Source organism: Saccharospirillum alexandrii (assembly GCF_004000275.1).
GTDB lineage: Bacteria > Pseudomonadota > Gammaproteobacteria > Pseudomonadales > Natronospirillaceae > Saccharospirillum > Saccharospirillum alexandrii.
On the sequence record NZ_RCIP01000002.1, the window covers coordinates 972,282 to 995,123 of the forward strand.

A 22,842-nucleotide genomic window follows, 5' to 3' on the forward strand; every position below is an offset into this window, starting at 1 on the left:
CGCATTCCCGGGCGCGACGACTTACACTGTTAAGCTTACTGCAACCCCCGAGCCGCCTGATGTTACTGGAACGTTCCCTGGCTTTACCCCTGCTGGCTACCGTGCTGACCGGTACCTTGCTGTATCAGTTGGCAAACCTCGAACCGGCGCTCTGGGTTGCGGGCGTTGCGCTCATTCTGTTTATTGTTGTGCGCTGGCGCCGCTTACCCCAGTCGCCCCGCATTCTCGTCGGCCTGGCACTGTTCAGCGGCGTTTTTCTGCCCTGGGCGGAAGACCCCTGGAGCGTGTTGCGCACCGCGTTCGATCGCGCCGGTTACTTCTCAACGTTTTTGATTGCCCTGAGCTTTCTGCGGTTGGCCGCCCAGCGGTCGCGCATGGTACGCCGCTGCGGTGCCCTGGCGGTGAACCAGCCTCCGGGTCGGCGCTACGGTATTCTCAGTTACACCACCGCCCTGTTCGGGCTGATTCTCAATTTCGGTGTGCTGCATTTGCTTGGTTTGATGGTCACCCGGGGCAATACCCTGGCCGCGGCCAATGGCCAGGTGCGTGTTCAGCGCACCCGACAGCGGCGCATGTCGCTCGCCATGTTGCGGGGGTTTGCCGCTCTGCCGATGACCTCGCCGTTTTCCATTACCCTGGCCCTGTTGCTGACCATCATTCCCGGCCTGCGCTGGCAAGACATTCTGCCCATTGGCTTTGTGACGGCCGCCTTGCTGATTCTGATCGGCTGGATTCAGGATTTTCGCCACAACCCACGGCGAGCCCCGCCAGGCATGGCAAATGCCACACGCCATTACAGCTGGCGACCGGCCGTGCAACTGGTCGGCTTAATCGGCCTGCTGACCTGCTCTGCCTTTCTGTTGGAAACCCGGACGGATCTGTCGCTGACGCTGGCGGTCATTCTCACCAGCCCTCTGGTGGGCATTGGCTGGCTGGCCTGGCAGGGTAACCGCGCCGGAATGCCGGGCGCTCTGGTCTTGCTCGGCCGTCGCCTGAAAGCCGACATCCCGAATCAGGTCGCGCCGTTAAGTGGTGAGGTCAGCCTGCTGGCCGGGGCTGGGTTTCTGGGGGCTGCCATTTCAGGGCTGGTGACTGAATCCCAAGTGTTGTGGCTGGTCTCGGCGCTGCACCTGGATGGCTATTTTCTGCTAATCGCCGCCATGGTGCTGACCGTCGCGCTTGGCCAGGTTGGCTTTAACCCGATCGTCTCTGTGACGCTGTTAGCCTCAGCGCTGCAACCAGTGACCGCCTTCGGGCTGACCAATGAATTGCTGGCGCTGGGTTTGATGTCGGCCTGGTGTTTAACGGTGAACTCGTCACCCTTTACCATTTCGGTATCGATTGTCGGCTACCTGAGCCAGGTCTCACCGCGGCATCTGGCCTGGAACTGGAACCGGCGTTATCTGCTGGTGAGCTTTGGGTTCTTGTGTGTCTGGCTGTTTGGATTGCAGTGGCTGTACTAACACCGCCTAACCGGGCTCGTTGTCGGTCATCCGACGCGCAAACGCCTGGCTGACAATCTGTATCCAGCGCCGGTCGAGGTCTTCTGCCCGGTACCAGAGAAAAATATCGCGACGGCCGAAATCAGCACCCACCGGCAGCACCATCAGATTGTAATCCCGCTCGACCCGCAAGGTCAGTTTTTCCGGCATCAGGCTGAGGTGTCGGCCCTCTCGCAGCATTTTCAACGTAATCGCCGCATCGCCCGACAGGGCCACAGGCGTGCGAATGCCGCTGACCCCCATCGCTTGCAACCGCTCAACCGGTGACTCCTCGAAGCGCGCGTAGGTACCCATGTTGATCCAGGCTTGATCATTAATGTCCGACAGCGCCAGCGAGCCGTTCTGCTGAGCCCTAATAGCCAGGGGGTGCTGGCTAGAAGCCACCACAACCAAACGGTCTTCCAGCACCAGGTCGCACACCAGATCCCGGGTTTGGGATTGCACCTTGGGCGAAAACACCAGGTCGAGCTCTTCGTCGTGAATCTGTTCGATCATCCGGTACGGTGTGTCCACTCGAATCAGCAGCGATAAATCGTCATGCTCTGCCATCAGATCCTGAGCCATCTCGTTCATCAGGTTGTTGGCCAGCAACGGACCCACACCAATGCGCAATTCCTGCTTGAGCCCCAGCCCATGACGCACCGCCACCTGCTGCGCCGACCAAACGGCCTTGGCAATGGCCCGCCCATGCCGCGCCAGATCGGCCCCCAATGGCGTTTGCCGCACGCCGTGCCGACTGCGGGTAAACAGCGGACCACCGGCCTGCATCTCCAGCGTCTGGATGTTGCGCGTCAGCGTCGGCTGGGTAACGTTCAGGCGGGCCGCAGCGGCGCTGATTGAGCCGCTGTCTAGAATGGTGGCTAGCTGTACCAGATGTTTGGATTCCATTTTCACTCACTATTTGACGAATATCGCTTTAAAGCTCTGTACATGACATTTCGGAGTTGGCACCAGCCCGAGCAACGGCTGCCTGGGATGCCTCTGTGGGGGAGTCCGCAACAGGGATGTTGCGGCCTAGGCTCCACGGACGGATTCACGCCGACCCCACAGAGGCGTCCCAGGTGGCCGATGCGTGCTCATGCCATAGAAGCATACAAAATTGCCTGTTTAAGAGTTTAAAAATGAATTATACGAATGCGATTAAAGATTGCACACTTTGTGAACGTCGAACACCCACACAACTCCAAAAACAACCTGAACACGACGAGGTCGATATGAAAAAATCACTGTCTCTGGGCCTGGCCACGCTGGCTCTGACCTTCTCTGCCAGTTTCAGCCAGGCTGAAAACCTGCAAATGGACGCCGGTGGCGCCGCCTCGGTTACCGGCATGTTGCCGCAGGCTTACGCCCAGTACACCAGCCGCGAAGGCATTAACCTGCAAGTCGTGCTCGGGCAAACGCTCACCCGCTCAGTCATGATGCTGGGCGCCGGCCAGCTGGGCTCTTCCGTGGTACCGCCACCGGCGTTCAGCGCCATGAAAGCCGGCGTCGGCCCCTATGCCAGCAATGCCGACCAGGCAAAAGCACTGTCTGAAAATGTACGCGCCATTACCGGCCTGCCCGGCAGCACCTATCACGCCATTACCTGGGAACGGGACGGCATTGAAAGCTGGGATGACATTCGCGGCAAACGCGTCTTTGTCGGCCCACCGGCCGGTGCCGCCAACATGCAGATCATGGGCATGATCGAAGCCGCCTCCGGCCTGGTCGATGGCGACTATGAAGCCATTCGCGCGCCCTGGGGATCCGCCGTACAGGGCTTTCAGGATGGCCAGTACGATGTATTGGTGCTGTCGGCGCCCGTGGGCCAGCAATCGATCAACGAAATGAGCCTGCAGAACCCGATTCGCATACTCGGCATCCCCGAAGACCGCATTGGCACCCCGGAATGGAACGACTACACCGAAGCGGCCGCCATGTCCTTCACCGTGATTCCAGCTGGCACCTACCGGGGTCAGGTCAATGGCGACCAGGACATCTACACCGCCTCGAACATCATGTGGATGGGCGTGGGCGCCTCTATGTCCGATGACGTCGCCTATCGACTGGCCAAGGCGTACTGGGAAAACATCGACGAGCTGAAAGCCTCCAATGCGTTGTTGCGCACCATCAGCACCGACAACCCCTTTGAAGGCGTCAACGCACCACTGCACCCCGGTGCGGTTCGCTACTATCAGGAAAACGACATCGCCATTCCTGACACCCTGATGCCCTGATAGGCCTGAGCCGGCGCGGTCGCCAGACCGCTCCGCCTGTTAAACCAGGGTGCCTGATCCCAGGCGCCCGGAGGACTTTCCCATGTCGACACCGTCCATGACGCTAGCCAATCGTTTGCAATACGCCCTCTGGGTCGTCGGCGGACTGCTGGCGCTGGTTGGCCTGATTAATGTGCTACCAAGCTACGGTTTTCTGCCGCGTCTGGGGCCCTTTGAACTTCAGTGGTTCCGGCCATTCTTTTTTACCCTGTGCGTGATCATCGGGGTCGTGTATCTGTGGCGCGAACAGGCACTGATCAACAGCGTGCCGTCGACACCACGTATCCTCTTCGACCTGACTCTGATCGCCCTGACGGTGTACTGCAGCATCCGCTATTTTCAAGTCGCGCAGATCATGGAAATGTCGATCATGTTCTTCACCACCTGGGATGGCCTCACCGCGCTGATGGCCGTTCTGGTGGCGACCGTCATTTGCTGGCGGCTCTGGGGCGCGCCAATCGCCATCATCGGACTGATCGCCGTTTTGTATCTCGGCACCGGTGAATACTGGCCCGGGGTACTGCAAACCGCAGGTGGCAACGCCATGGACCGTCTGGCCGCCAACCTCTGGTTCGGCAGCGACAACGGCGTGGTCGGCTCCATTTTCGCGGTCATCCTATCGACCGTTCTGCCCTTTATTATTCTCGGTGGCATTCTGGAAGGCTGCGGCGCTGGCTCGTCGATGATTCGTATTTCCTTCGCTCTGATGCAACGCTTTCGGGGCGGCCCTGCCTACGCGGCCATCATGGCGTCAGGCATGTTCGGTACCGTCTCCGGCAGCGCCGTGGCCAACGTCGTCGGCACCGGGGTGGTGACCATTCCGATGATTCGCAAGCGCGGATTCAGTGGCGACTTCGCCGGTGGGCTTGAATCGTCGGCGTCGGCCGGCGGGCAGATATTGCCACCCATTATGGGCGCCGCTGCGCTGGTGATGGCCGATTATGTCGGTGTCTCCTATCTGACCGTCATCGTGGCGGTGATGATTCCGGCCATTGCCTACTACACCAGCCTGTTCCTCGCCGTGTACTTTGAAGCGAAAAAGCTGGGCCTAAGTGCCGAGCCGGAAGGCGACCTGCCGGAGCCCATCGATCGCCAGGACTGGATCAATCTGCTGTTGTTGCTGGCGCCACTGGGCACCATAGTCTGGTTGTTGATCGAAGGGTTATCACCCGCTGGTGCATCGATTAGCGCTATCCTGTTGTTGCTGGTTCTGAGTTTTCTGAACCCGGCGGTCAGACGGCAGCCCCTCGTGTTGCTCACCTCCCTGGCCGAGGGCGGCGTCACCGTTGGCCGGTTGTCGATGGCCATTGCTGTGGTCGGCATTATTGTTGCGACGCTGGCGGCTACCGGCATTCCAACCACCTTTGCGGTTCTGCTGTCGAATGCCTCCGACTATTCACTGCTGGCGGCCTTGTTGATTACCGCGCTCGGCTGCATTGTGCTCGGCATGGGTATGCCCACCCTGCCCGCCTACATCGCCATTATTTCAGTGATGGGGCCCACCTTGCAGGCCTTCGGCATGGAACTGCTGACCGCCCACATGTTCGTGTTTTTCTTTGGCGTCGCGTCGGTCATTACCCCGCCGGTGGCCATTGCCGCCTACGCCGCAGCATCCATTTCCGGTGGTAAGCCCATGGCGACTGCCATAGCCAGTACCCGAATTTCAGCGGTGCTGTTTCTGATCCCTTTTGCGTTTGCCTACAACCCGTTAATGCTCACGACGGCCGCTGCAGGGGCTGACTTCTCTCTTGGTGCCTACGCCTGGCTGATCGCACAACTGGTACTGGCGCTGTACCTGATCACCAGCAGCCTGGCCCGGTTTGACCGCCGCGTTATATCACTGCCAGACAGCGGCGTTCGGTTTGCACTGGCACTGGGGCTGCTATCGCCGTACCTGATGGTGAGCATTGTTTGCCTCGGGCTGGGTTTGCTGCACCTGGCGGTGCATGCGATCCGCCACCAGACCGGACATCGACCCAACGCCAACCCGCAACTGGCCAAAGGATAAGCGAATGAACGCCGTCAAAAATACGCTCTTCATCATGATCGATCAGCTGCGCTGGGATGCCCTGTCGTGCTATGGCAATACCGTGGTCGATACCCCCAACATCGATCGACTGGCCAAGCGCGGCGTACGCTTCAACAACGCCTACACCCAGGGCACCAGCTGCGGCAATTCGCGCGCGTCGTTCTATACCGGGTTGCACATGCGCTCGCACGGGGCTACCTGGAACGACTGGCCTTTCAGTCTGAGTGAATGGACGCTGGCCGACTATTTAAAGCCCTTGAACCAACGTGTTGTTCTGCTGGGAAAAACCCACATGAAACCCGATCTGGATGGCATGGACCGGCTTGGCATTGAGCCGGGGTCGGAACTCGGTCAACGCTTGTATAACGCCGGTTTTACCGAGGGCGAGCACGACGATGGTTTGCACCCGGAAGGCCCGATGGGTAAGTACTCCAAACAGGAACCTCGCTACAACGCCTATTTGCGCGCGCACGGTTTCGAAGGCGACAACCCCTGGCTTGAATGGGCCAATGCGGCGGAAACGGACAACGGCGACATCGTCTCCGGCTTCTACCTGGAGCACGCGCACCGACCTGCCCGCATTCCCAAAGAGCATTCGGAAACGGCCTATTTGACCAATCGTATTATCGACACCATTGATGAACTGGGTGATGACGCCTGGTGCCTGCACGCGTCGTACATCAAACCGCACTGGCCCTGCATTGCACCAGACCCCTATCACTCCCTGTACCGGGATGCTGACTTCGGTCGGGCCGTGAAGTCGGAAGCCGAGCGGCAGGACCCGCATCCGATCTACCGGCAATTCATGCAACTGGGTGTCAGCCAGACGTTCAGTGACGACGAAAAACGCGCGCACGTTCTACCGGCGTATTTCGGGCTGGTTAAAGAAGTGGACGATCATATCGGTCGCCTTCTGGATCACCTGGATGCCAAAGGGTTAACCGATGACACTCTGATTGTGCTGACCGCCGATCACGGCGATTACCTGGGTGATCACTGGCTGGGCGAGAAGGATCTGTTTCATCAGCCCTCGGTGAAATTACCGCTGATCGTTGTTGATCCACGCGCAGACGCCAACGTAACGCGCGGCCAGCAATGCGATGCGCTGGTGGGGGCTATCGATGTACTGCCGACGCTGATCGAATGCGCGGGCGGCCAGGTTAGCGAGCACGAACACCGCCTCGAAGGCCGCTCTTTGCTTCCCTTCCTACACCAGACACCCAGCCCCTTCGAGCGGGACTTCATTGTCGCCGAAGACGATTACGGTCGCCTGCCAGTTGCCGCACAACTGGGCGTTGATGCGCTGGCGGCCAGAATGACCATGGCCTTCAACGGACGCTACAAACTCGTACACTGCCCCGGCTTTCCCGACATGCTGTTCGACCTGCACAACGATCCGAGTGAACTGGTGGATCTGGGTCGCGACCCGGGCTACGAAAGCGTGAGACGTGCCCTGCGCGATCAGCTACTCGACTGGAGTGCCACCTTACATAACCGCCGGGCAGTCAGCCGGGAGATGGAACAAAACGCCAACGGGTTGTCGCGGCGCCAGGGAATTCTGATCGGATTCTGGGATCGGGAATCGGTGCCGGAAGCAATGAAACCGCCGTTGAGTATTGGGGTGAAGTAACCCAGCAGAGGGTTTCAGCTAAAAAAAAGGCAGGTCTCCCGACCTGCCTTTTTTGTACCGTCAGCGCATCAATTATTTATGCAACTCATCCCGGTTGCCACTGCGCACAGCGTCCAGACTGGAATCGAAACTGACCCCCAATTCCTCACCCAGCTTTTTTAAAGCCGGCAACTGCACTGCCATACTCATGATGCTGTCGAGCGCCTGATTCACAGCGGGCCGTTCGCCAACGCGATTGCCGTCGCTGCCCAGTGGTTGGCCCAGGCCAGTGATCTGATGGATCTTGATCGACTCGATTTTCTCCGCCGGTTTCACCATCTGCGCAACGATCTCAGGTAAGGCCTGCAGCCTGGACGCCTCAGTCTTCATTGCCATCAGGCTATCACTCATGCCGTTTTCAGCGGCGACCATGGCACGGCGCCCTTCGGCTTCGGCCAGCAATTCAGCCTGGTGGGCATTGGCACTGGCGACGCGAGTTGCGGCGGCTTCTTCAGCCTGGAGCGCTGCCACCTTCTTGGCGCGTTCGGCATCGCTGACGGCTTTGCCAGTCGCTACTTTATCTTTGGCAGCAATGACTTTTGCTTCGGTTTCTTCCAGCTTGATCTGCGACTCCCGCTCTTCACGCTGCTTCTCATTCAGCTCGATGTCCCGCTTCAGCGTGGCTTCGCGAATGGCGCGCTCCATCTCGATCTGGCTGGTGGCAATGGCACGTTCGCTCTCCGCTTTGTACGCGGCCACTTCGGCCATCTGACGAGCCTTCAACACTTCCATTTGCTGGGTTTGCTGAATGCGCGCCTGGGCCTCTTCAAGGTCGAAATCGAGTTTGCGTTTGGCCAGGGATAACGCCGACTGGCGCACCGCGACCTCGGCATCGGCGTCGATATCGGCGCGTTCTTTGCGCGACCGGGCGATCAGCTCGGAGAGCTTGCGCATGCCGGCGGCGTTGAAGGCGTTGTTTTCATCGAGCGCATCGAACGGGGTCTGGTCCATGTCAGTCAGCGAGACACTTTCCAGTGCCAGGCCGTTGCTGGTCATGGTCGGTTCGAGCAGCTCTTTTACCTGGCGTACGAAGTCGCCACGCTTCTCGTGCAGGTCGTCCATGGTGAACCGCGCGGCCACGGAACGCAGCGCGTCGATCAGTTTGCCTTCAATCAGGTCACACAACTTTCCCGCATCAAAGGTACGGTTGCCGAGCGTTTGCGCGGCCCGTGATACGCCTTCTTCGGTATCAATGACCGACACATAAAACTCAACGCCCACATCGACCCGCAGTTTATCCTGGGTAATCAGCGACCCATTGCCGGCGCGCTTCACTTCCAGGCGCAGCGTCTGCATGTTCACCCGGGCGACGTTGTTGAAATACGGAATGGCGAGTACGCCACCGTCGAGCGATACTTTTCGCCCGCCGAGGCCGGTTCTCACCAGGCTCACCTCACGGGTTCCGCGTTGATAGAATTTAGCCAGAATGGCGATGACAATGGCCAGAACGATCAGGCCGAGAATCACCCAAATAATAGCGTTAGCCATGCCCAATCTCCCACTGACGCTTGTTATTGTTCATTGTTAGTCTCCCAAACACCCGGCCTGCCGAAGCCTGCCGGGCCATGCGGTTAAGTGCGGTATCAGAACACTGGCGGGTACGGACGACCGCCCCGGTCCAGTGTGATCCAGCGGGTTTGTGAAAAGGTTTCGACCGACCAGCGACCACCGTGATTGCCCAGGCCAGACGCCTTCGAGCCGCCAAAGGGCACATGAGGTTCATCGTTAATCGATGAACAGTTCACGTGGCAGGAGCCAGTTTCCAGCAGCCGGGCCATGTGCAACGCCCGTTCTTCATTGGCGGTGATGATGCCGGATGACAGGCCGTATTCGGTGTCATTGGCAATGGCGATGGCTTCGTCGTCGGTCGAGAACGGAATCACCGGCACCACCGGGCCGAAGGTTTCATCCTGATAGAGCTTCATATCCGGCGTGACGCCGGTCATGATCGTCGGCTCGACAAAACGCCCCTGAACACCGCCACCCAGAACCACTTTCGCGCCTTTGGCCACCGCGTCGTCGATCTGGTCTTTAACACGAGCCGCCTGGCGGTCATTAATCAGTGGCCCGATCACATTCGACGGATCGGTTGTGGTGTCGCCCATTTTCAGCTTTGCCGCCCTGGCGATGAATTTGCGCAGAAACTCATCGTAGATGTTTTCGTGCACCAGTACTTTTTCTACTGACATGCAGATTTGGCCCTGGTGCATGAAGCTGCCGAAGTTGGCGGCCGACAAAGCCCGCTCCATATCGGCGTCGTCACAGACAATCAGCGAATCCTTACCACCGAGCTCTACACAGGCTTTCTTCAAATGCGCTCCGGCCTTGGCCGCGATAAAGCGACCCACCGGGGTTGAACCGGTAAAGGAAATGCCCTTGACCGCCGGGTTTTCAATCAGCTCGTCACCAACCGCCGTCACCGATTCCCGCGAGCACGTCACGACATTCAACACACCGGGTGGTACGCCAGCTTCCTCGAATATCTCTGCGAACATCAGTCCGCCCACGTATGGTGTATCTTCAGAGGGTTTCAGCACAATGGTATTGCCGGTCGCACAGGGGAACGACAAACCACGAGAGGTCAGAATCAGCGGCATATTCCAAGGGCTGATCACGGTCACCACCCCCATGGGCTGGCGCATGGCCATGCTGACCTTGCCGTGCTCGGAGGGCAACACTTCACCGATCGCGTTGTAATTCATGGCGGCCGCCGCGCGGAACACCCCGGCGGTATAGCCCACTTCAAACATGCCCTTGCCAAACCAGCCACCGCCTTCAGCTTGCACGGCTTTCACGATGTCGGGTTTGCGCTTCTCGAATATGTCCGCCACTTTCAGCATGTAGGCCGAGCGTTCGGTGTAGGGTAAATCACGCCAGGCCGGGAAGGCTTCCTGGGCGGCGCGAATCGCGGCACGGGTTTCGGCTACGCCGGAATCCGGTGCCTTGCCCCAGATGTCACCGGTAGACGGATTGAGGTCATTAAAGGTGCGGTCGGTGGGCACCCACTGGCCGCCTATGTAATTGCCTTTGAACGGATGCATGGTTAACCACCCCGGTTGTTATTTGATAAATCATTGTTTGATGATTCGCGGCTTGATGCATCGCCGTCGGCCGATGACCGACGGGCGGCCTGCTCCATTCGCGCCAGCATATCGGCCAGGCTACCGGACGTGTTGTCGCTTGGCCCGGCGATCTCTTTTCGGTTGGCGCGTACGCCGGTTTGCCAGGCCGTACGTTGCAGCACTTCGGCGGTGCGTATCCAATCCTGAATGTTGCCACCGGCCAAACGGTCGGATGCCAGAGGAGCGCGTTTGTCGAGTCCCGCCGGTTGAACGTGGCCGGGTATTGGCGCTACTGGCCGATTGACCGAAACCGGCTCGACTGTCTGTGTAGCCGTTGGTTTGGCGTGATGAGTCACCGGTGCTTCCTTGCTGCCAGCGCCCCCCAAATAGGCTTCACGCACGGCCGGATCATTCAACAGGTTCTGTGCGTTGTCTTCGGCGGTAATGCGCCCGTTTTCCAGCAAATAACCGCGGTCGGCAATCGACAAACTCTGTTTGGCGTTCTGTTCAACCAGCAGGATACCCAGCCCGGTTTCCCGGACTTTTTTCAGGGTTTTGAACACATCGCTGGCCAGCAAGGGCGACAACCCCAGAGACGGTTCATCGAGCATCAGAATGCCCGGTGCCGACATCATGGCACGACCAATGGCGACCATTTGCTGTTCACCGCCACTCATGGTGCGCGCGATTTGCTGGCGCCGTTCGATGAGCTTCGGGAACAACTGATAGACCAGTTGGCGTTGCGTTTCTTCTCGTTCTCGGGCGAACGTTGAATACGCCCCGAGGGTGAGATTTTCTTCAACGGTCAGGTCGCCAAAGATGCCTCGGCCTTCGGGTACCAGCGCCAAACCAGCAGCAACAACCTGATGGGCTTTATAGCCTGCGGTGGCCGTGCCATTGATGGTGACAGAACCGGCACTGCGTTCGACCAAGCCGGAAATGGTGCCCAGCAACGAGCTCTTGCCTGCGCCATTCGCCCCGAGAATCACGACGATTTCACCAGGCGCGACCGAGATGGACACGTTGTCCAGCGCCTGGTGCTTTCCGTAAGCGACGCTGACGCCGGTGACCTGAAGACCCTGTGAATCACTCATAGTCTTCTCCCAGATAAGCTTCGATAACCTGCGGATCTGCCAGCACGTCGGCGGGCGTGCCCTGGGCAATGATGTTGCCGGTGCTCATCACCACGCAGCGATCACACAGGCTACGAATGGCATCCATGACGTGCTCCACCAGAATCACCGTACGCCCGTCGTCACGCAGCGAGCGAATCAGTTCGATGCCGGTTTGCAGCTCGGTCGGGTTCAGGCCCGCCAGCCACTCATCGAGCAAAATGACCTTGGGGTCGGACGCCAGCGCCCGGGCCAGCTCGACCCGTTTCTGATCGATGTAGGTCAGATCGGCTGTTGGCTTGTGCGAAACGCCAAAAAGACCAACGCGCTCCAGCTGGCGTTCGGCGTAAACCGCCAACGCATGGCCCCAGAGTTTTTTGTGGCCAAAGACGGCACCGGCCATGACGTTTTCGAGCACCGTCATCGATGGAATCACCTTCACCAGTTGAAAGGTTCGGGCGATACCGGCGCGGGCAATCTTGCGCGTGGGCAGATCGGTCAGCAGTTTGTCATCCATGGCGATGTAACCATCGGTCGCCGGCAGCGCGCCGGAGATCAGGTTCATCATGGTGGTTTTACCGGAACCGTTCGGGCCAATCAGCCCCAGCACCTCGTGTTCGTGCACATCGAAGCTGACGCCGTTAATGGCCACCAGCCCGCCAAAGCGTTTGACCACCTTGCGCACTTCAAGCAATACGGCACTACTCATGGTTCACCCCCTGCCTGGCGCGTGCCTGGTGATACCAGCGAAGCACCACACCGCTGATGCCGTTGGGGATGTAAAACACCACCAGTAAGAACGCCAGCCCCATCAACAAGGTGGTTTGGGCCGGGAAGTTGGAGGCGATGATTTCCCACACCAGCGCAAAAGGAATGGCGCCCATCAGCGGCCCCCACAACCGTTGGGTTCCGCCCAGCAAGGCCATGATCACGACCATAAAGGACAACTGCGGGTTAAAGGCCATGGCCGGTTCAATGTAAACGAAACGCGGGGCCAGAATGGCACCCACCACCGCCGCCACCGAGCCGGAGACCATAAACAACACGATCTTCGACCAGGCGACATTGATACCGCTGTGTTTGGCGACCGACTCGTCACCGCCGATGATGCGAATGGCAAAGCCAAGTCGCGAACGGTTGATCAGCCAACCGACCAGATACACCAGCAACGCCAGTGCCAGCAACTGCCAGTAGATGTGCGCGTCGGTGAAGTCGGTGAACACATAACTGCCCCGGGTGCCGCCCATGTTGTTCTGATACCAGGTAAACACCTGTCGAATCAGTTCAGCCAGACCCAGCGTGAAAATCACAAAATACACACCCGACAAGCGCAGCGTGGCCCAGCCGACCAAGGCGGCCATTACGCCACCGAGTACCGCCGCCATCAACAACAGCAACGGATATGGCACACTGTCTAGACCCAGAGCCAGGGTGTAACTGCCCACGCCAAAGAAGGCGGCGGTGGCCAGCGATACATAGTGTGTCGGACCTGAGAAAATCGCCCAGGAAGTGGCCAGCACGGTGTACATGGTGATCGGCACCACGATCGACAGCCACCCGTCGGCACCCGGCACCGCCGGCAACCAGGCGAGCACAAAAAAGACCAGCAGTATCGCCACGCCCCGCCATACATCGGTTTGCGTCAACTTCATGTTTGCGCCCTCCCGAACAAGCCCTGGGGACGAAACAGCAGAATTAACAGGAACAGAACGTAGGCAGCCGCCAGCGTGAGGCCAGGGTCAATCAACCGGGCAACAACGGTCTCGGTAATGCCAAGCACCAGGGCAGCCACGATGGCGCCGCGAATATCACCCACGCCGCCCATGATCACAATGACCAGCGCTTTCAGTGTGAACACAATGCCGATGGAGGCATCGAAGGTTAAAAAGGTACTGAGCACCATGCCACCGGTCGCGGCAATGGCGCCCCCGAGTGCAAAGGCAAAGTTCGAGGATTTTTCCACATCGATGGCCACCAGGCTGGCGGCGCGGGTATCGACCGAAATGGCGCGCATCGACAGACCGGAGCGGGTGTGGTTGAGCCAGATCCACAGGGCCGCACACACTACAAAAGCAATGGCAAAGGCCAGCACCCGGTTTTGCCCGTAGCGCGAATCGAAAATCTCGACCGGCACCGACAAGAAACTGTAATTGAAAAACTGGCCGCCAAACGCCCACAGAAAAATACCCACCAGGGTGAAGCTGAGACCAAAGGTGACCAGAATGGAATCCACCTCCAGCTGGCCCCGCGTTTTGGCACGGCGCACCAGCGGCAATAACAGATACCGGTAAATCAGCCAGTTGGCACAGAAAGCCACCGGTATCACCACCAGCAGTGACAAATAAGGGTTCAGGCTCTGGGCGGTGCTGAACCAGAAAGCCGCAAAAGCACCCGCCACCAGCATTTCACCGACCGCCAGATTCATGATTCGGGACACGCCGTATTGCAGCGACAAGCCGACTGCAATGATGGCATACACGCCCCCGAGGAAGATCCCCGTGATTAAGATTTGCATAGCTAAACTACCTGAAGAGGCCCGTAAGAAATGCGATTAAAACGAAAGACCAGAGTGGACTTGCAACCGGAGAGCCCGATGAGACGAGCCTCCGGTTGCGCAGCGACCCGTATTACATCGGGTCGGCGGTTCCGTCCATGCCCTCGGTGGAGCCCAGGCCATAGAAGTCGCCGTTCTGCCATTGGCCAACGGTCCAGTAGTTGGTGATTTGCTGGTTTTCGAAGGTCCATTCGCCCATCACGGTGTCGAAGCTGTTGTTCTTCAGATACTCGGTCACCGCCTGACGGTCCAGCGTGCCCACGCCTTCGATGGCTTGCTCGAGCACCTGCAATGAGGAATACATGACGGCACTGGCCCAGTAATCCGGCTCGGCACCGGTGACGTCCATATGCGCTTCCTTGTATTCAACAAAGGCCGGGTCTTCCGGGTTCACACCACCGACGCCATAAACACCGTTGATGCTGTCACCGAAGCGATTGCGATAGGCCGGGAAAGCGTTGGCCACGGCGGTATAAAACACGTCGACTTCATCCATCAGGCCAGACACCTGCGCCTGTTCGGTCAGAGCAAAGGTGTCGGGCGGGTAGGAGAACGCCACGAACAAATCGGGGTCGGCATCCAAGGCCGAGTTGATGATCGGTGTCACGTCCTGAATCGTCGGCGGATAGGAGGTACTGTACACAATATCGAAACCCGCTTCTTCAAAAATACCGCGCGCCGCTTCGGCCAGTTCAATACCGAACGCATCGGCCACGTTCACCATGGCCAGGCGATCACCCACTTCGCCATTAGCTTTCATATCGGCGGCCAGTCGGGCAATGCCCTGGGCCAGTGGCGTGGTTTTGCCAAGAGTAAAAAACACACCGTCATACCGGTCGGTCAATGCATCAGTCTGGTCGGTGATAGCGGTTACGTTGATCATCGGGTAACCGAGGCGGTCGAATATCGGCGCGGTGGCCAGTGCCATACCGGTGCCGTATGGCGGAATGATAAAGTCGACACCATCACTGGTCGCAAGCCGCTGAACCGCACGAATGGTTTCAGTTGGGTTGGTGCGGTCATCGTATTCGATAATTTCGACCGGGTGGCGCTCGCCGTCGCTCAGCAGAATGCCGCCACGCTCATTAACCTGGTGCGCCCACAGCTCTACGTTGGGCCAGTAGGTCACGGCAGCGCCGCCCGCCAATGGGCCGGTTTTGGGGGCTGCCGCACCGATGCGAATGGTGTCTTCTGCCAGAGCAGAACCGGAAAATACGGCCGCACCGGCCAGGGTAACAGCGCCCACCAGTGTGGACAGAGTCTTGAGTTTCATGGGTCGTTCCTCTTTTTTTATCGTTGTTTTGGTCTTGCCACTGGCTCACCGGGGTGAGCTGTTCTTAATAGGGTATTTGTTGTTGGGAGTGTCTCACTAAAATGGATAATGCCGGTCGCCGGCCTGGTTGGTTACCCAACGCAATTCGGTAAACTCCGCAATGGCGGCCTTGCTGCCAAAACGACCATAGCCACTGTCTTTGACGCCGCCAAAAGGCATCTGGGCTTCGTCCTGAACAGTAGGGCTGTTGATGTGGCAGATGCCGCTGTCGATGCGTTTGGCCACGGCCATGGCGCGGTTGTAATCCTGACTGAACACCGCCGATGACAAGCCATAGTCGCTGTCGTTGGCAATGCGAATGGCGTCTTCTTCATCCTGCGCGCGAATGATCGACAACAGCGGCCCGAACGATTCCTCCTTGTAGACTTGCATTGAACGCGTGACCCCGTCGATCAGGGTGGCGTCCATCAACACAGAATCCGATTGCCCGCCGGCCAGAATCTGACCGCCTTTCTTTTCCGCATCGGCGATCAGCCGGTTGAGCCGATCCAGTGCCGCCTGATTAACCACGGCGCCAAGGATTTCAGATTGGGATTCAGGCGCCGCTGCTCTGATGGTTTGAACTTTGGCAGCCAGCTTATCGACGAACTCATCGGCAATACCCGGCGTCACAATCAACCGTTCGGTCGACATGCAGATCTGGCCCTGATTCATGTAGGCACCAAAGGCCGCTGCGTTTACGGCGGCATCAACGTTGGCATCATCCAGCACCACCATGGGCGCCTTGCCACCGAGTTCCAGTAAGACGGGCTTCAGTTGTTCCGCGCACAACCGGGCGATGATGCGCCCCACTCTGGTCGAACCGGTGAAGTTCACGCGACGAATGGCCGGGTGTTCAATCAATGCTTTGACAATGTCGGGCGCGTCTTCAGGAGCGTTGGTTACCATGTTGACGACACCGGCCGGCGCACCGGCTTCGACCAGTGCTTCAACGATGAGCTGATGCGTCGCCGGGCAAATTTCCGAGGCCTTGAACACAACCGTGTTGCCACAGGCCAACGGCATGGCAATGGATCGAACGCCCAAAATAATGGGCGCATTCCAGGGCGCAATACCCAACACAACACCGACCGGCTGGCGCACGGCCATGGCGGTCATGCCGGGTACATCGGAGGGTACAATTTCTCCGGTCAGCTGAGTTGTCATGGCGGCGGCTTCGCGCAGCATCGACGACGCCAGGTGAATATTAAAACCACCCCACATCGGCGTAGCACCCATTTCCTGCATCACCGTTTGCGCTGCCTGGTCTGCTTTCGCGGCCAGACAGTCGGCGGCTTTCAACAACACGGTTCGGCGTTCGTTCGGTGACATCTCAGACCAGACCGGAAAGGCTTCGGCTGCGGCATCGGCTGCGGCGCGCGCATCGGCGATGGTGGCCGCCGCCGCCCGGGTGACGACCTCGCCGGTAATCGGATTTTTGCAGTCAAACACACGATTGCTGTGTGCGGGCGTCGGCTGGTTGTTAACCAGCATGGCAACGTCAAACATGGTGCGATCCTCGAGTTATTTTTTTGTGGGATCGAAGCGTTACGAGCTTTGATGGATGAACGATAGTCAAAAGCTGAACAAGGTGGAACCGCTTTGTATTGCACTTTTACAACAAAAAATTGTACATTACTCCATCAAAGAGGTTAATTAATGAACGATTCAGCGCTGCAACAGCCGATACAGCGGCACCTGGACCTGGTGGACATCACCTACCCCAGAACCGCCCTGACCTGGACCGCCCCCAAACAGGACTGGCGCCATTTCGCCCAATGCATCCTGCTGTTGTCGGGCCGTGGGAAGGTGCGTTTCAAAGGGGAACACCTTGAGCTTGTGGCACCCACCTTGTTGTGGGCACCGGCCGGTATGATGCTGGGGTGTGACTTTGCCGCAGGTAGCCACGGTGTGCTGTTAACGGTGTCGGAAGACTGGTTGATTCCGGCGGTCAGCCGCACCCTGGATGCGCAGGTTCCGTTCCGTTCAATGGCCGATGCCTTGCACGAACTGCCACTGACCGACGATGTGTTGCTCGAACGCTTGTCGCCCTGCTTCAGTGCCATTCGTGCTGAACTGTCCGACAACGAACCGGGCGCCCAAACCGTGGTTGCCGCTCAATTAACAACCCTGCTGGCACTCATTCATCGCCAGCATGCCGAACCGTCAATTGCACCCGAGACCGACCTGATTCGCTCGACGTTGTTTCAACGTTTTTTGGGGTTGATCGAGCTGCACTTTCGGGATCACTGGAAGGTGTCGGATTACACCCGACACATGGGGGTCAGTGAGCGACGGCTCGAATTCGCAACGCACAAAGACGTCGGCCAGACCCCGAGCATGATCATACAACGCAAACTGATCAGCGAAGCGTGTCAGCGACTGGCGCATTCACCCTTGTCGGTCGCGGAAGTGGCGTACGGACTGGGCTTCAAAGACCCGGCCTATTTCAATCGGTTTTTTAAGCGACACATGATCGATGCCCCCGGCACCTGGCGCCGGAAAATTCGCAAACAGGCGCCGAGCGAAGATACGACGTTTGCTGCGTGGCCGTGAAAAGAAAAGCTGTGAGCTGCGAGTTATGAGCTGTTAGCTTTCTCTTAAAACAACACCGCAAGAACGATTGAGATTGATACAAAAGACATGAGCGTCGCTACAACCAGCGTCGCCGCGTAGCGGGCCGGGTCGAGGTAATTGCCGGCGACGACCGGATAGATACTGAGCATGGGCATCGAGGCAATCAGAATCGCAATGACCTGTAACTGGCGGTCAAAGGGTGGCAACAACCAGACCATCAATGCAACCAGCAACGGGTGAATGCACAACTTACCCACGGTTACCCAGCTGATTTTCCAGACATCCCCCTTGATGCTGATGCCCACCAGCGACCCACCGATCACAAACAACGCCACACCGGCCGAGGCTTCAGCAAGAAAACCCAGGCCGCTGGATACAATATCGGGTAGGCCTAACCCCAGTAGGCTGTAAACAATGCCCAATACAATGGCCAGTAAGATCGGTTGTGTCACCAGGCGCCGCACAAAACTGCTGATTACCTGACGCGTGCTGCCACCCCCGGACAAGGCACGCGACAGCTCCAGCACCATTAACGCCAAAGGCATGATCACCAGATTTTCCACCATCAACGTCATGGTGAACGCAGCGGCAGGCAGGGTACCAAAGACCTGCAACAAGACCGGGTAGCCAACAAAAGCACTGTTACTCAGGCTCATGCCAAGCGCATTCAAGCCGGCTTCAGAGGTCGAGGACTTTGACACGCCTTTTGAGAAAGCAAAGCCAAGCAGATACGCCAGCAGTGAGCCCGCACCATAGGCGATCAGATAATAGGGCGTGATGGCGGTGGCGATCGAGGTCGTGGTCAGGGTGGTAAAAATCAGTGCTGGCAAGCAAAAATACAGCACAAAACGGCCCATGCCCGGAATCACTGATTTGGGCATCAGCTCGGTGCGCACCGCCAGGTAGCCGATGCCGATGACCATAAAAATAGGAACAATGACGTTAACAACGGAAATGTCTTGCATGGCGGAAAATCACCCGGGCGGTTGTGTGCAGGTTGGCGCTGTTGGCTCGTAGATGCGCGCGCGTTCAGTCCGCCATTAATTCAGGCTTCACAACATACCGCAAGACCATATCGATCACATGGCTGGCGAGCTTTTCCTGGTTGGACGCTGCGTTCTGGTCCCAGTTGAAAATTCGCGAAAAGGTATAGCGGTTCGAGACATTGAAGAACGACAAGGCACTGATCAGCCAGTGCAACTCCAGCGCTTCAAGGCCGGGCCGAAACTGACCGGTTTCCAGGCCACGACGATAGACTTTCTGCAGTTCATCCACCGCGCCGGCATTAAGCGATTGAATCAGTTCGGACTGCTCAATGAAGCGGCCGTGGTGAATGTTCTCGATCATCACCATGCGAATGAAATCCGGGTTTTTGATGTGGTGCTCAAAGGTGAAAGCAACGAGTTTGCTCAGGGCCTGAATCGGCTCCAGGTGATCGAGTTCCAGCTCCCCTTCCTGCTGTCTCACTTGCTGATAGGAGCGTTCCAGTGCTTTCAGATACAGCGTTTCTTTGTCTTTAAAGTAATAATAAATCATCCGCTTAGACGTTTTTGTTTTCTCAGCGATCTCGTCGATGCGTGCGCCAGACAGGCCTTTTTCAGAGAACTCCCGGGTCGCAACCCGCATGATATCGGCTTGTACGCGCACCGGGTCATTCTTGCGCGTGCGTTCTTTGCCGTTTGCGGCCACCTTGTGTGTGGTCATTCTGACTTCCCTCCGTCTGCGATGCGCTCAGTATGCCACAGGTTGACTGAACGTACCATTTCGTACATTATGAATTTGACGATCATCGCCTGGCTATACTCTGTGAAGTTGCCGGCGTCTCGTGGCCCGATTTGAAAGACTGACACATACACAGCTACACCCCATACAACAACAAGAGGAAGTAACCATGAAGCGCTTATCCTTTCAGGCCAGCGGTCTGGCCATCGCTCTGATTACCGCCGGTGCCGTCTCTGCCGAGAACCTGCGATTCGCCCACGTAGACCCGAACGACTGGACAACCTCCAAAAAAGGTGCCGCCAGTCAGGTGTTCAAGAACCTGGTAGAAGCCGAAACGGACATGACCGTCGATCTGTTTCCGGCCGGCTCACTCGGCAGTGAAGACGACCTGGTGCAAGGCACTCAGGATGGCACCATCAGCATCAGCATGGTCTCCGGTTCCTACGCCAACTATTGCGCCGCAGCCGCGGTCACCGACATCCCCTACACCTTTCCTTCAGCACCGGTTGCCTGGGAAGTGATGGACGGTGAATTCGGACAGGCCCTGGCGGATCACTGCCTGGAAGAAACCGGCTTGCGCACCCTGGCCTACGGTGAAACCGGCTTCCGCCATTTCACCAACTCGGTACGCCCGATTGCTTCGCCAGCCGATATGGAAGGCCTGAAATTCCGGGTGCAAACCATTCCGCTGTATCTGGAGATGGTACGTGGCCTGGGCGCCGAGCCACAAGGCATTGCCTGGGGTGAAGTCCCGACTGCGCTGGCCACCGGTGTGGTCGACGGCCAGGAAAACCCGATCTCGGTGATCTACGGCAACAGCTTCTACGAGTTCCAGAAATACCTGACGCTGGACCGCCACGTCTACGGTGTTGATCATATCCTGATTAACGAGGACCTGTTCCAGTCGTTGTCCGACAGTGATCAGGCCGCGCTGCAACGTGCTGCCGTGGTCGCCGGAACAGTGGGCCGTGCCATTCAGCAATTTGGTTCCGCTGAAGGCGTCTCCAAGCTGATCGAAGAAGGCATGGAAGTGACCCAGCCGACCGATGCACAGATGGCCGAATTCCGTGCCGCTGCGCAACCGGCCGTTCAGGCCTACCTGCGTGACGAACTGGGCAGCGATGCCGAGTGGATCGATCGCCTGGCCGAGGCGGTAGACAACGCCACCGCCAACTGATCAGCGCACTGGCGCTACTCTGGAGTCGGGCCTGCCTAAGCAGGTCCGGCTCCACGATTTTCTGTCGCACTTCCTGCCACACGTCCGGGGCCCGAGTTATGTCCGCAACCCTTCGCCTGTTTCGTCGTCTGCTGATCGGTATTAACGGTACCGGCGCCGGTCTGATGATGCTGACGGTATTCTCCATCGTATTTGCCAATGCGTTCTGGCGCTACACCGCTGGTCGCTCCCTTACCTGGGGCGAAGATGCCGCCATTTACGCCATGATCTACGGCATTATGTTTGGTGTTGCCCTGGCCTATTTACAGGATCGCCATGTGCGTTTCTCCATTGTGGTCGATTTATTGCCGGCCTCGATCCGGCACTACAACCTGATTCTGATCGACGTTCTCGTACTCTGTGTCGGCATCGGCTTTGCCATTTCCGGCTACGAATTCATCGACAGCCGCGGCAGCCGCAACTCGCCCAGCATCGGCTTACCCTTGTGGATGTTTCAGTTCTCCACGCTGATGGGCGGCATCTTGCTGTCAATATCTGCACTGACCATGGGCGCCTGCCGTCTGTTGGGCATGACCGAAGCGGAGGTTGACGCATGATCTACGCATTGCTGTTAATCACCCTGGTCATTGGTGTGCCGTTCGCCTTTGTTATTCTCGGTACCCTGCTGGTGTTCATGGCCGGGGCTGATTTTCCCTACCACATTCGTATCGTCGCCCAACAAGCCTTTGGCGGTTTGCATTCCTTTCCGTTGCTGGCAGTACCGCTGTTTATTCTCGCCGGTGAAGTGATGAACGAAGCCGGTATTACCCGGCGTATTATTGCGCTGGCCAATGCCCTGGTTGGGCATATGAGGGCGGGCCTGGCGCAGGTGAACATTTGGGCGTCGGTGATGTTCGCCGGCCTGTCCGGCTCCGCCATCGCCGATACCTCGACGCTCGGCCGGGTGTTCATTCCCGAAATGGAAAAAGAAGGGTACCCGCGTGATTTTGCGGCGGCATTAACCGCGGCTTCATCGGTCATCGGCCCGATTATTCCGCCCAGCATTCCGGTCATAATCTACGCCCTTACCGTCAGCGGTGTGTCGGTTCCGGGTCTGTTTATGGCCGGTATTATTCCGGGTCTGCTGCTGGCCTCGGGTCTGTCCATTTACGTCTTTTTCTTTGCCGGCCATTTCGGTACCAAGAAGACACATGCGCCCGGCACCCGGCGAAAAGCGGTTTTCAACGGGCTGATTCCCTTGTTTATGCCCATCGCGGTTATCGGTTCCATTCTGCTGGGCATTGTTACCCCGACGGAAGCGGCGTCTTTTGCGGTGGTCTACGCCCTCATTGTTGGCCTGGTACTGTACCGCTCCATTCCTGTATCACGGCTGCCGCACATTTTCACCCGGGCGATGCGTGACAGCGCGGTGATCATGATCATTATGGCCGCGGTCTCGGCGGCCAACTGGCTGCTCACCTACAACCGTATTCCGAACATCATTACCGAGTGGGCGCTATCGGCCATCGACTCCCAGGTCATTTTCCTGTTGGCGGTCATGCTGTTGCTCTTACTGGTTGGCCTGGTGCTGGAAGGCATTGCCGCCATTCTGGTACTGGTCCCCATTCTGCACCCGATCGCCGTCGGGCTTGGCATCGAACCATTGCACTTCGCCATTCTGGTGATCTTCAACCTGATGATCGGTCTGATTACGCCACCGGTTGGGCTGTGTTTGTTTGTCGCCGATTCGGTCGCCCGGGTTGGTTTGTCAGCCATTGTACGCCGGCTCATGCCCATGTTGCTGGTCGAGGTTCTGGTGTTGGTGGTCATCGCCTTTGTACCGGATCTGGTGACCTTCCTGCCCAGAATTACCGGTTACCTCTGACCACGGC

At 58.1% G+C, this 22,842-nt stretch carries 19 protein-coding genes; 8 read left to right on the plus strand and 11 right to left on the minus strand.

The window, feature by feature from the left end; genetic code table 11:
* Window positions 1-59 precede the first annotated feature (59 nt).
* Window positions 60-1,463: a hypothetical protein gene (locus EP166_RS12160; RefSeq protein WP_164743921.1), complete on the plus strand. Its 1,404-nt coding sequence runs from the start codon at window positions 60-62 to the stop codon at window positions 1,461-1,463.
* A gap of 6 nt (window positions 1,464-1,469) precedes the next feature.
* On the opposite strand, the gene EP166_RS12165 is transcribed toward EP166_RS12160, so the two are convergent.
* The gene (locus EP166_RS12165) at window positions 1,470-2,390 is read right to left on the minus strand and encodes a LysR family transcriptional regulator (RefSeq protein ID WP_127557304.1); all 921 of its coding nucleotides are present in this window, start codon (window positions 2,388-2,390) and stop codon (window positions 1,470-1,472) included.
* A gap of 326 nt (window positions 2,391-2,716) precedes the next feature.
* Between EP166_RS12165 and EP166_RS12170 the strand changes: the two genes are divergently transcribed.
* From EP166_RS12170 to EP166_RS12180, 3 genes are all read left to right on the plus strand, one after another.
* Window positions 2,717-3,718, plus strand: coding sequence for a TAXI family TRAP transporter solute-binding subunit (locus EP166_RS12170; protein WP_127557306.1), 1,002 nt, complete (start codon window positions 2,717-2,719; stop codon window positions 3,716-3,718).
* An 82-nt stretch (window positions 3,719-3,800) separates the two neighbouring features.
* Window positions 3,801-5,765: a TRAP transporter permease gene (locus EP166_RS12175; protein WP_246026282.1), complete on the plus strand. Its 1,965-nt coding sequence runs from the start codon at window positions 3,801-3,803 to the stop codon at window positions 5,763-5,765.
* Between the two features lie 4 nt (window positions 5,766-5,769).
* Window positions 5,770-7,416 (plus strand): sulfatase-like hydrolase/transferase, encoded by a 1,647-nt coding sequence (locus tag EP166_RS12180; protein WP_127557308.1) that lies wholly within the window; start codon window positions 5,770-5,772, stop codon window positions 7,414-7,416.
* A gap of 72 nt (window positions 7,417-7,488) precedes the next feature.
* Here the strand turns inward: EP166_RS12180 and EP166_RS12185 are convergent, their stop codons facing one another.
* The 8 genes from EP166_RS12185 to EP166_RS12220 form a co-directional block, all read right to left on the minus strand.
* Window positions 7,489-8,943 carry a flotillin family protein gene (locus EP166_RS12185; RefSeq protein ID WP_127557310.1) on the minus strand — a complete coding sequence of 485 codons (1,455 nt, stop codon included), beginning with the start codon at window positions 8,941-8,943 and terminating at the stop codon, window positions 7,489-7,491.
* Window positions 8,944-9,038: 95 nt separating this feature from the next.
* Entirely contained in the window at window positions 9,039-10,496 is a 1,458-nt protein-coding gene (locus EP166_RS12190) for an aldehyde dehydrogenase family protein (protein WP_127557312.1), read from the minus strand.
* A gap of 2 nt (window positions 10,497-10,498) precedes the next feature.
* Window positions 10,499-11,611, minus strand: coding sequence for an ABC transporter ATP-binding protein (locus tag EP166_RS21750; protein ID WP_127557322.1), 1,113 nt, complete (start codon window positions 11,609-11,611; stop codon window positions 10,499-10,501).
* Window positions 11,604-12,338, minus strand: a complete 735-nt coding sequence (locus tag EP166_RS12200) for an ABC transporter ATP-binding protein (protein WP_127557324.1) — start codon at window positions 12,336-12,338, stop codon at window positions 11,604-11,606. Before EP166_RS12200 ends, EP166_RS21750 begins: the two co-directional genes overlap by 8 nt.
* The gene (locus EP166_RS12205; protein ID WP_127557326.1) at window positions 12,331-13,281 is read right to left on the minus strand and encodes a branched-chain amino acid ABC transporter permease; all 951 of its coding nucleotides are present in this window, start codon (window positions 13,279-13,281) and stop codon (window positions 12,331-12,333) included. The genes EP166_RS12200 and EP166_RS12205 overlap by 8 nt, the downstream gene beginning before the upstream one ends.
* Window positions 13,278-14,144, minus strand: a complete 867-nt coding sequence (locus EP166_RS12210; RefSeq protein WP_127557328.1) for a branched-chain amino acid ABC transporter permease — start codon at window positions 14,142-14,144, stop codon at window positions 13,278-13,280. Before EP166_RS12210 ends, EP166_RS12205 begins: the two co-directional genes overlap by 4 nt.
* Window positions 14,145-14,256: 112 nt before the next feature.
* Window positions 14,257-15,456 carry an amino acid ABC transporter substrate-binding protein gene (locus EP166_RS12215; RefSeq protein ID WP_127557330.1) on the minus strand — a complete coding sequence of 400 codons (1,200 nt, stop codon included), beginning with the start codon at window positions 15,454-15,456 and terminating at the stop codon, window positions 14,257-14,259.
* Between the two features lie 96 nt (window positions 15,457-15,552).
* On the minus strand, window positions 15,553-17,004 hold the full coding sequence (locus EP166_RS12220; RefSeq protein ID WP_127557332.1) for an aldehyde dehydrogenase: 1,452 nt from the start codon (window positions 17,002-17,004) through the stop codon (window positions 15,553-15,555).
* A 150-nt stretch (window positions 17,005-17,154) separates the two neighbouring features.
* Between EP166_RS12220 and EP166_RS12225 the strand changes: the two genes are divergently transcribed.
* Window positions 17,155-18,051, plus strand: coding sequence for a helix-turn-helix domain-containing protein (locus tag EP166_RS12225; RefSeq protein ID WP_127557334.1), 897 nt, complete (start codon window positions 17,155-17,157; stop codon window positions 18,049-18,051).
* Between the two features lie 44 nt (window positions 18,052-18,095).
* On the opposite strand, the gene EP166_RS12230 is transcribed toward EP166_RS12225, so the two are convergent.
* Complete coding sequence (locus EP166_RS12230; RefSeq protein ID WP_127557336.1) at window positions 18,096-19,037, minus strand: AEC family transporter; 942 nt, start codon at window positions 19,035-19,037, stop codon at window positions 18,096-18,098.
* A 64-nt stretch (window positions 19,038-19,101) separates the two neighbouring features.
* Window positions 19,102-19,776, minus strand: a complete 675-nt coding sequence (locus EP166_RS12235; protein ID WP_127557338.1) for a TetR/AcrR family transcriptional regulator — start codon at window positions 19,774-19,776, stop codon at window positions 19,102-19,104.
* 187 nt (window positions 19,777-19,963) lie between these two features.
* Here EP166_RS12235 and EP166_RS12240 point away from each other — a divergent pair, with 187 nt between their 5' ends.
* The 3 genes from EP166_RS12240 (at window position 19,964) to EP166_RS12250 (ending at window position 22,835) form a co-directional block, all read left to right on the plus strand.
* Window positions 19,964-20,971 (plus strand): DctP family TRAP transporter solute-binding subunit, encoded by a 1,008-nt coding sequence (locus EP166_RS12240; protein WP_127557340.1) that lies wholly within the window; start codon window positions 19,964-19,966, stop codon window positions 20,969-20,971.
* 98 nt (window positions 20,972-21,069) lie between these two features.
* Window positions 21,070-21,567, plus strand: a complete 498-nt coding sequence (locus EP166_RS12245) for a TRAP transporter small permease (RefSeq protein WP_127557342.1) — start codon at window positions 21,070-21,072, stop codon at window positions 21,565-21,567.
* A complete protein-coding gene (locus tag EP166_RS12250; RefSeq protein ID WP_127557344.1) occupies window positions 21,564-22,835 on the plus strand; it encodes a TRAP transporter large permease in 1,272 nt (423 codons plus the stop codon). The genes EP166_RS12245 and EP166_RS12250 overlap by 4 nt, the downstream gene beginning before the upstream one ends.
* Window positions 22,836-22,842 lie beyond the last annotated feature (7 nt).

What these genes read in the sequence shown, in the direction of transcription:
- EP166_RS12160 (WP_164743921.1), top strand. Translation starts at nt 60, where the DNA reads ATGTTACTGGAACGTTCCCTGGCTTTACCCCTGCTGGCTACCGTGCTG.
- EP166_RS12165 (WP_127557304.1), bottom strand. Translation starts at nt 2,390, where the DNA reads ATGGAATCCAAACATCTGGTACAGCTAGCCACCATTCTAGACAGCGGC.
- EP166_RS12170 (WP_127557306.1), top strand. Translation starts at nt 2,717, where the DNA reads ATGAAAAAATCACTGTCTCTGGGCCTGGCCACGCTGGCTCTGACCTTC.
- EP166_RS12175 (WP_246026282.1), top strand. Translation starts at nt 3,801, where the DNA reads ATGTCGACACCGTCCATGACGCTAGCCAATCGTTTGCAATACGCCCTC.
- EP166_RS12180 (WP_127557308.1), top strand. Translation starts at nt 5,770, where the DNA reads ATGAACGCCGTCAAAAATACGCTCTTCATCATGATCGATCAGCTGCGC.
- EP166_RS12185 (WP_127557310.1), bottom strand. Translation starts at nt 8,943, where the DNA reads ATGGCTAACGCTATTATTTGGGTGATTCTCGGCCTGATCGTTCTGGCC.
- EP166_RS12190 (WP_127557312.1), bottom strand. Translation starts at nt 10,496, where the DNA reads ATGCATCCGTTCAAAGGCAATTACATAGGCGGCCAGTGGGTGCCCACC.
- EP166_RS21750 (WP_127557322.1), bottom strand. Translation starts at nt 11,611, where the DNA reads ATGAGTGATTCACAGGGTCTTCAGGTCACCGGCGTCAGCGTCGCTTAC.
- EP166_RS12200 (WP_127557324.1), bottom strand. Translation starts at nt 12,338, where the DNA reads ATGAGTAGTGCCGTATTGCTTGAAGTGCGCAAGGTGGTCAAACGCTTT.
- EP166_RS12205 (WP_127557326.1), bottom strand. Translation starts at nt 13,281, where the DNA reads ATGAAGTTGACGCAAACCGATGTATGGCGGGGCGTGGCGATACTGCTG.
- EP166_RS12210 (WP_127557328.1), bottom strand. Translation starts at nt 14,144, where the DNA reads ATGCAAATCTTAATCACGGGGATCTTCCTCGGGGGCGTGTATGCCATC.
- EP166_RS12215 (WP_127557330.1), bottom strand. Translation starts at nt 15,456, where the DNA reads ATGAAACTCAAGACTCTGTCCACACTGGTGGGCGCTGTTACCCTGGCC.
- EP166_RS12220 (WP_127557332.1), bottom strand. Translation starts at nt 17,004, where the DNA reads ATGTTTGACGTTGCCATGCTGGTTAACAACCAGCCGACGCCCGCACAC.
- EP166_RS12225 (WP_127557334.1), top strand. Translation starts at nt 17,155, where the DNA reads ATGAACGATTCAGCGCTGCAACAGCCGATACAGCGGCACCTGGACCTG.
- EP166_RS12230 (WP_127557336.1), bottom strand. Translation starts at nt 19,037, where the DNA reads ATGCAAGACATTTCCGTTGTTAACGTCATTGTTCCTATTTTTATGGTC.
- EP166_RS12235 (WP_127557338.1), bottom strand. Translation starts at nt 19,776, where the DNA reads ATGACCACACACAAGGTGGCCGCAAACGGCAAAGAACGCACGCGCAAG.
- EP166_RS12240 (WP_127557340.1), top strand. Translation starts at nt 19,964, where the DNA reads ATGAAGCGCTTATCCTTTCAGGCCAGCGGTCTGGCCATCGCTCTGATT.
- EP166_RS12245 (WP_127557342.1), top strand. Translation starts at nt 21,070, where the DNA reads ATGTCCGCAACCCTTCGCCTGTTTCGTCGTCTGCTGATCGGTATTAAC.
- EP166_RS12250 (WP_127557344.1), top strand. Translation starts at nt 21,564, where the DNA reads ATGATCTACGCATTGCTGTTAATCACCCTGGTCATTGGTGTGCCGTTC.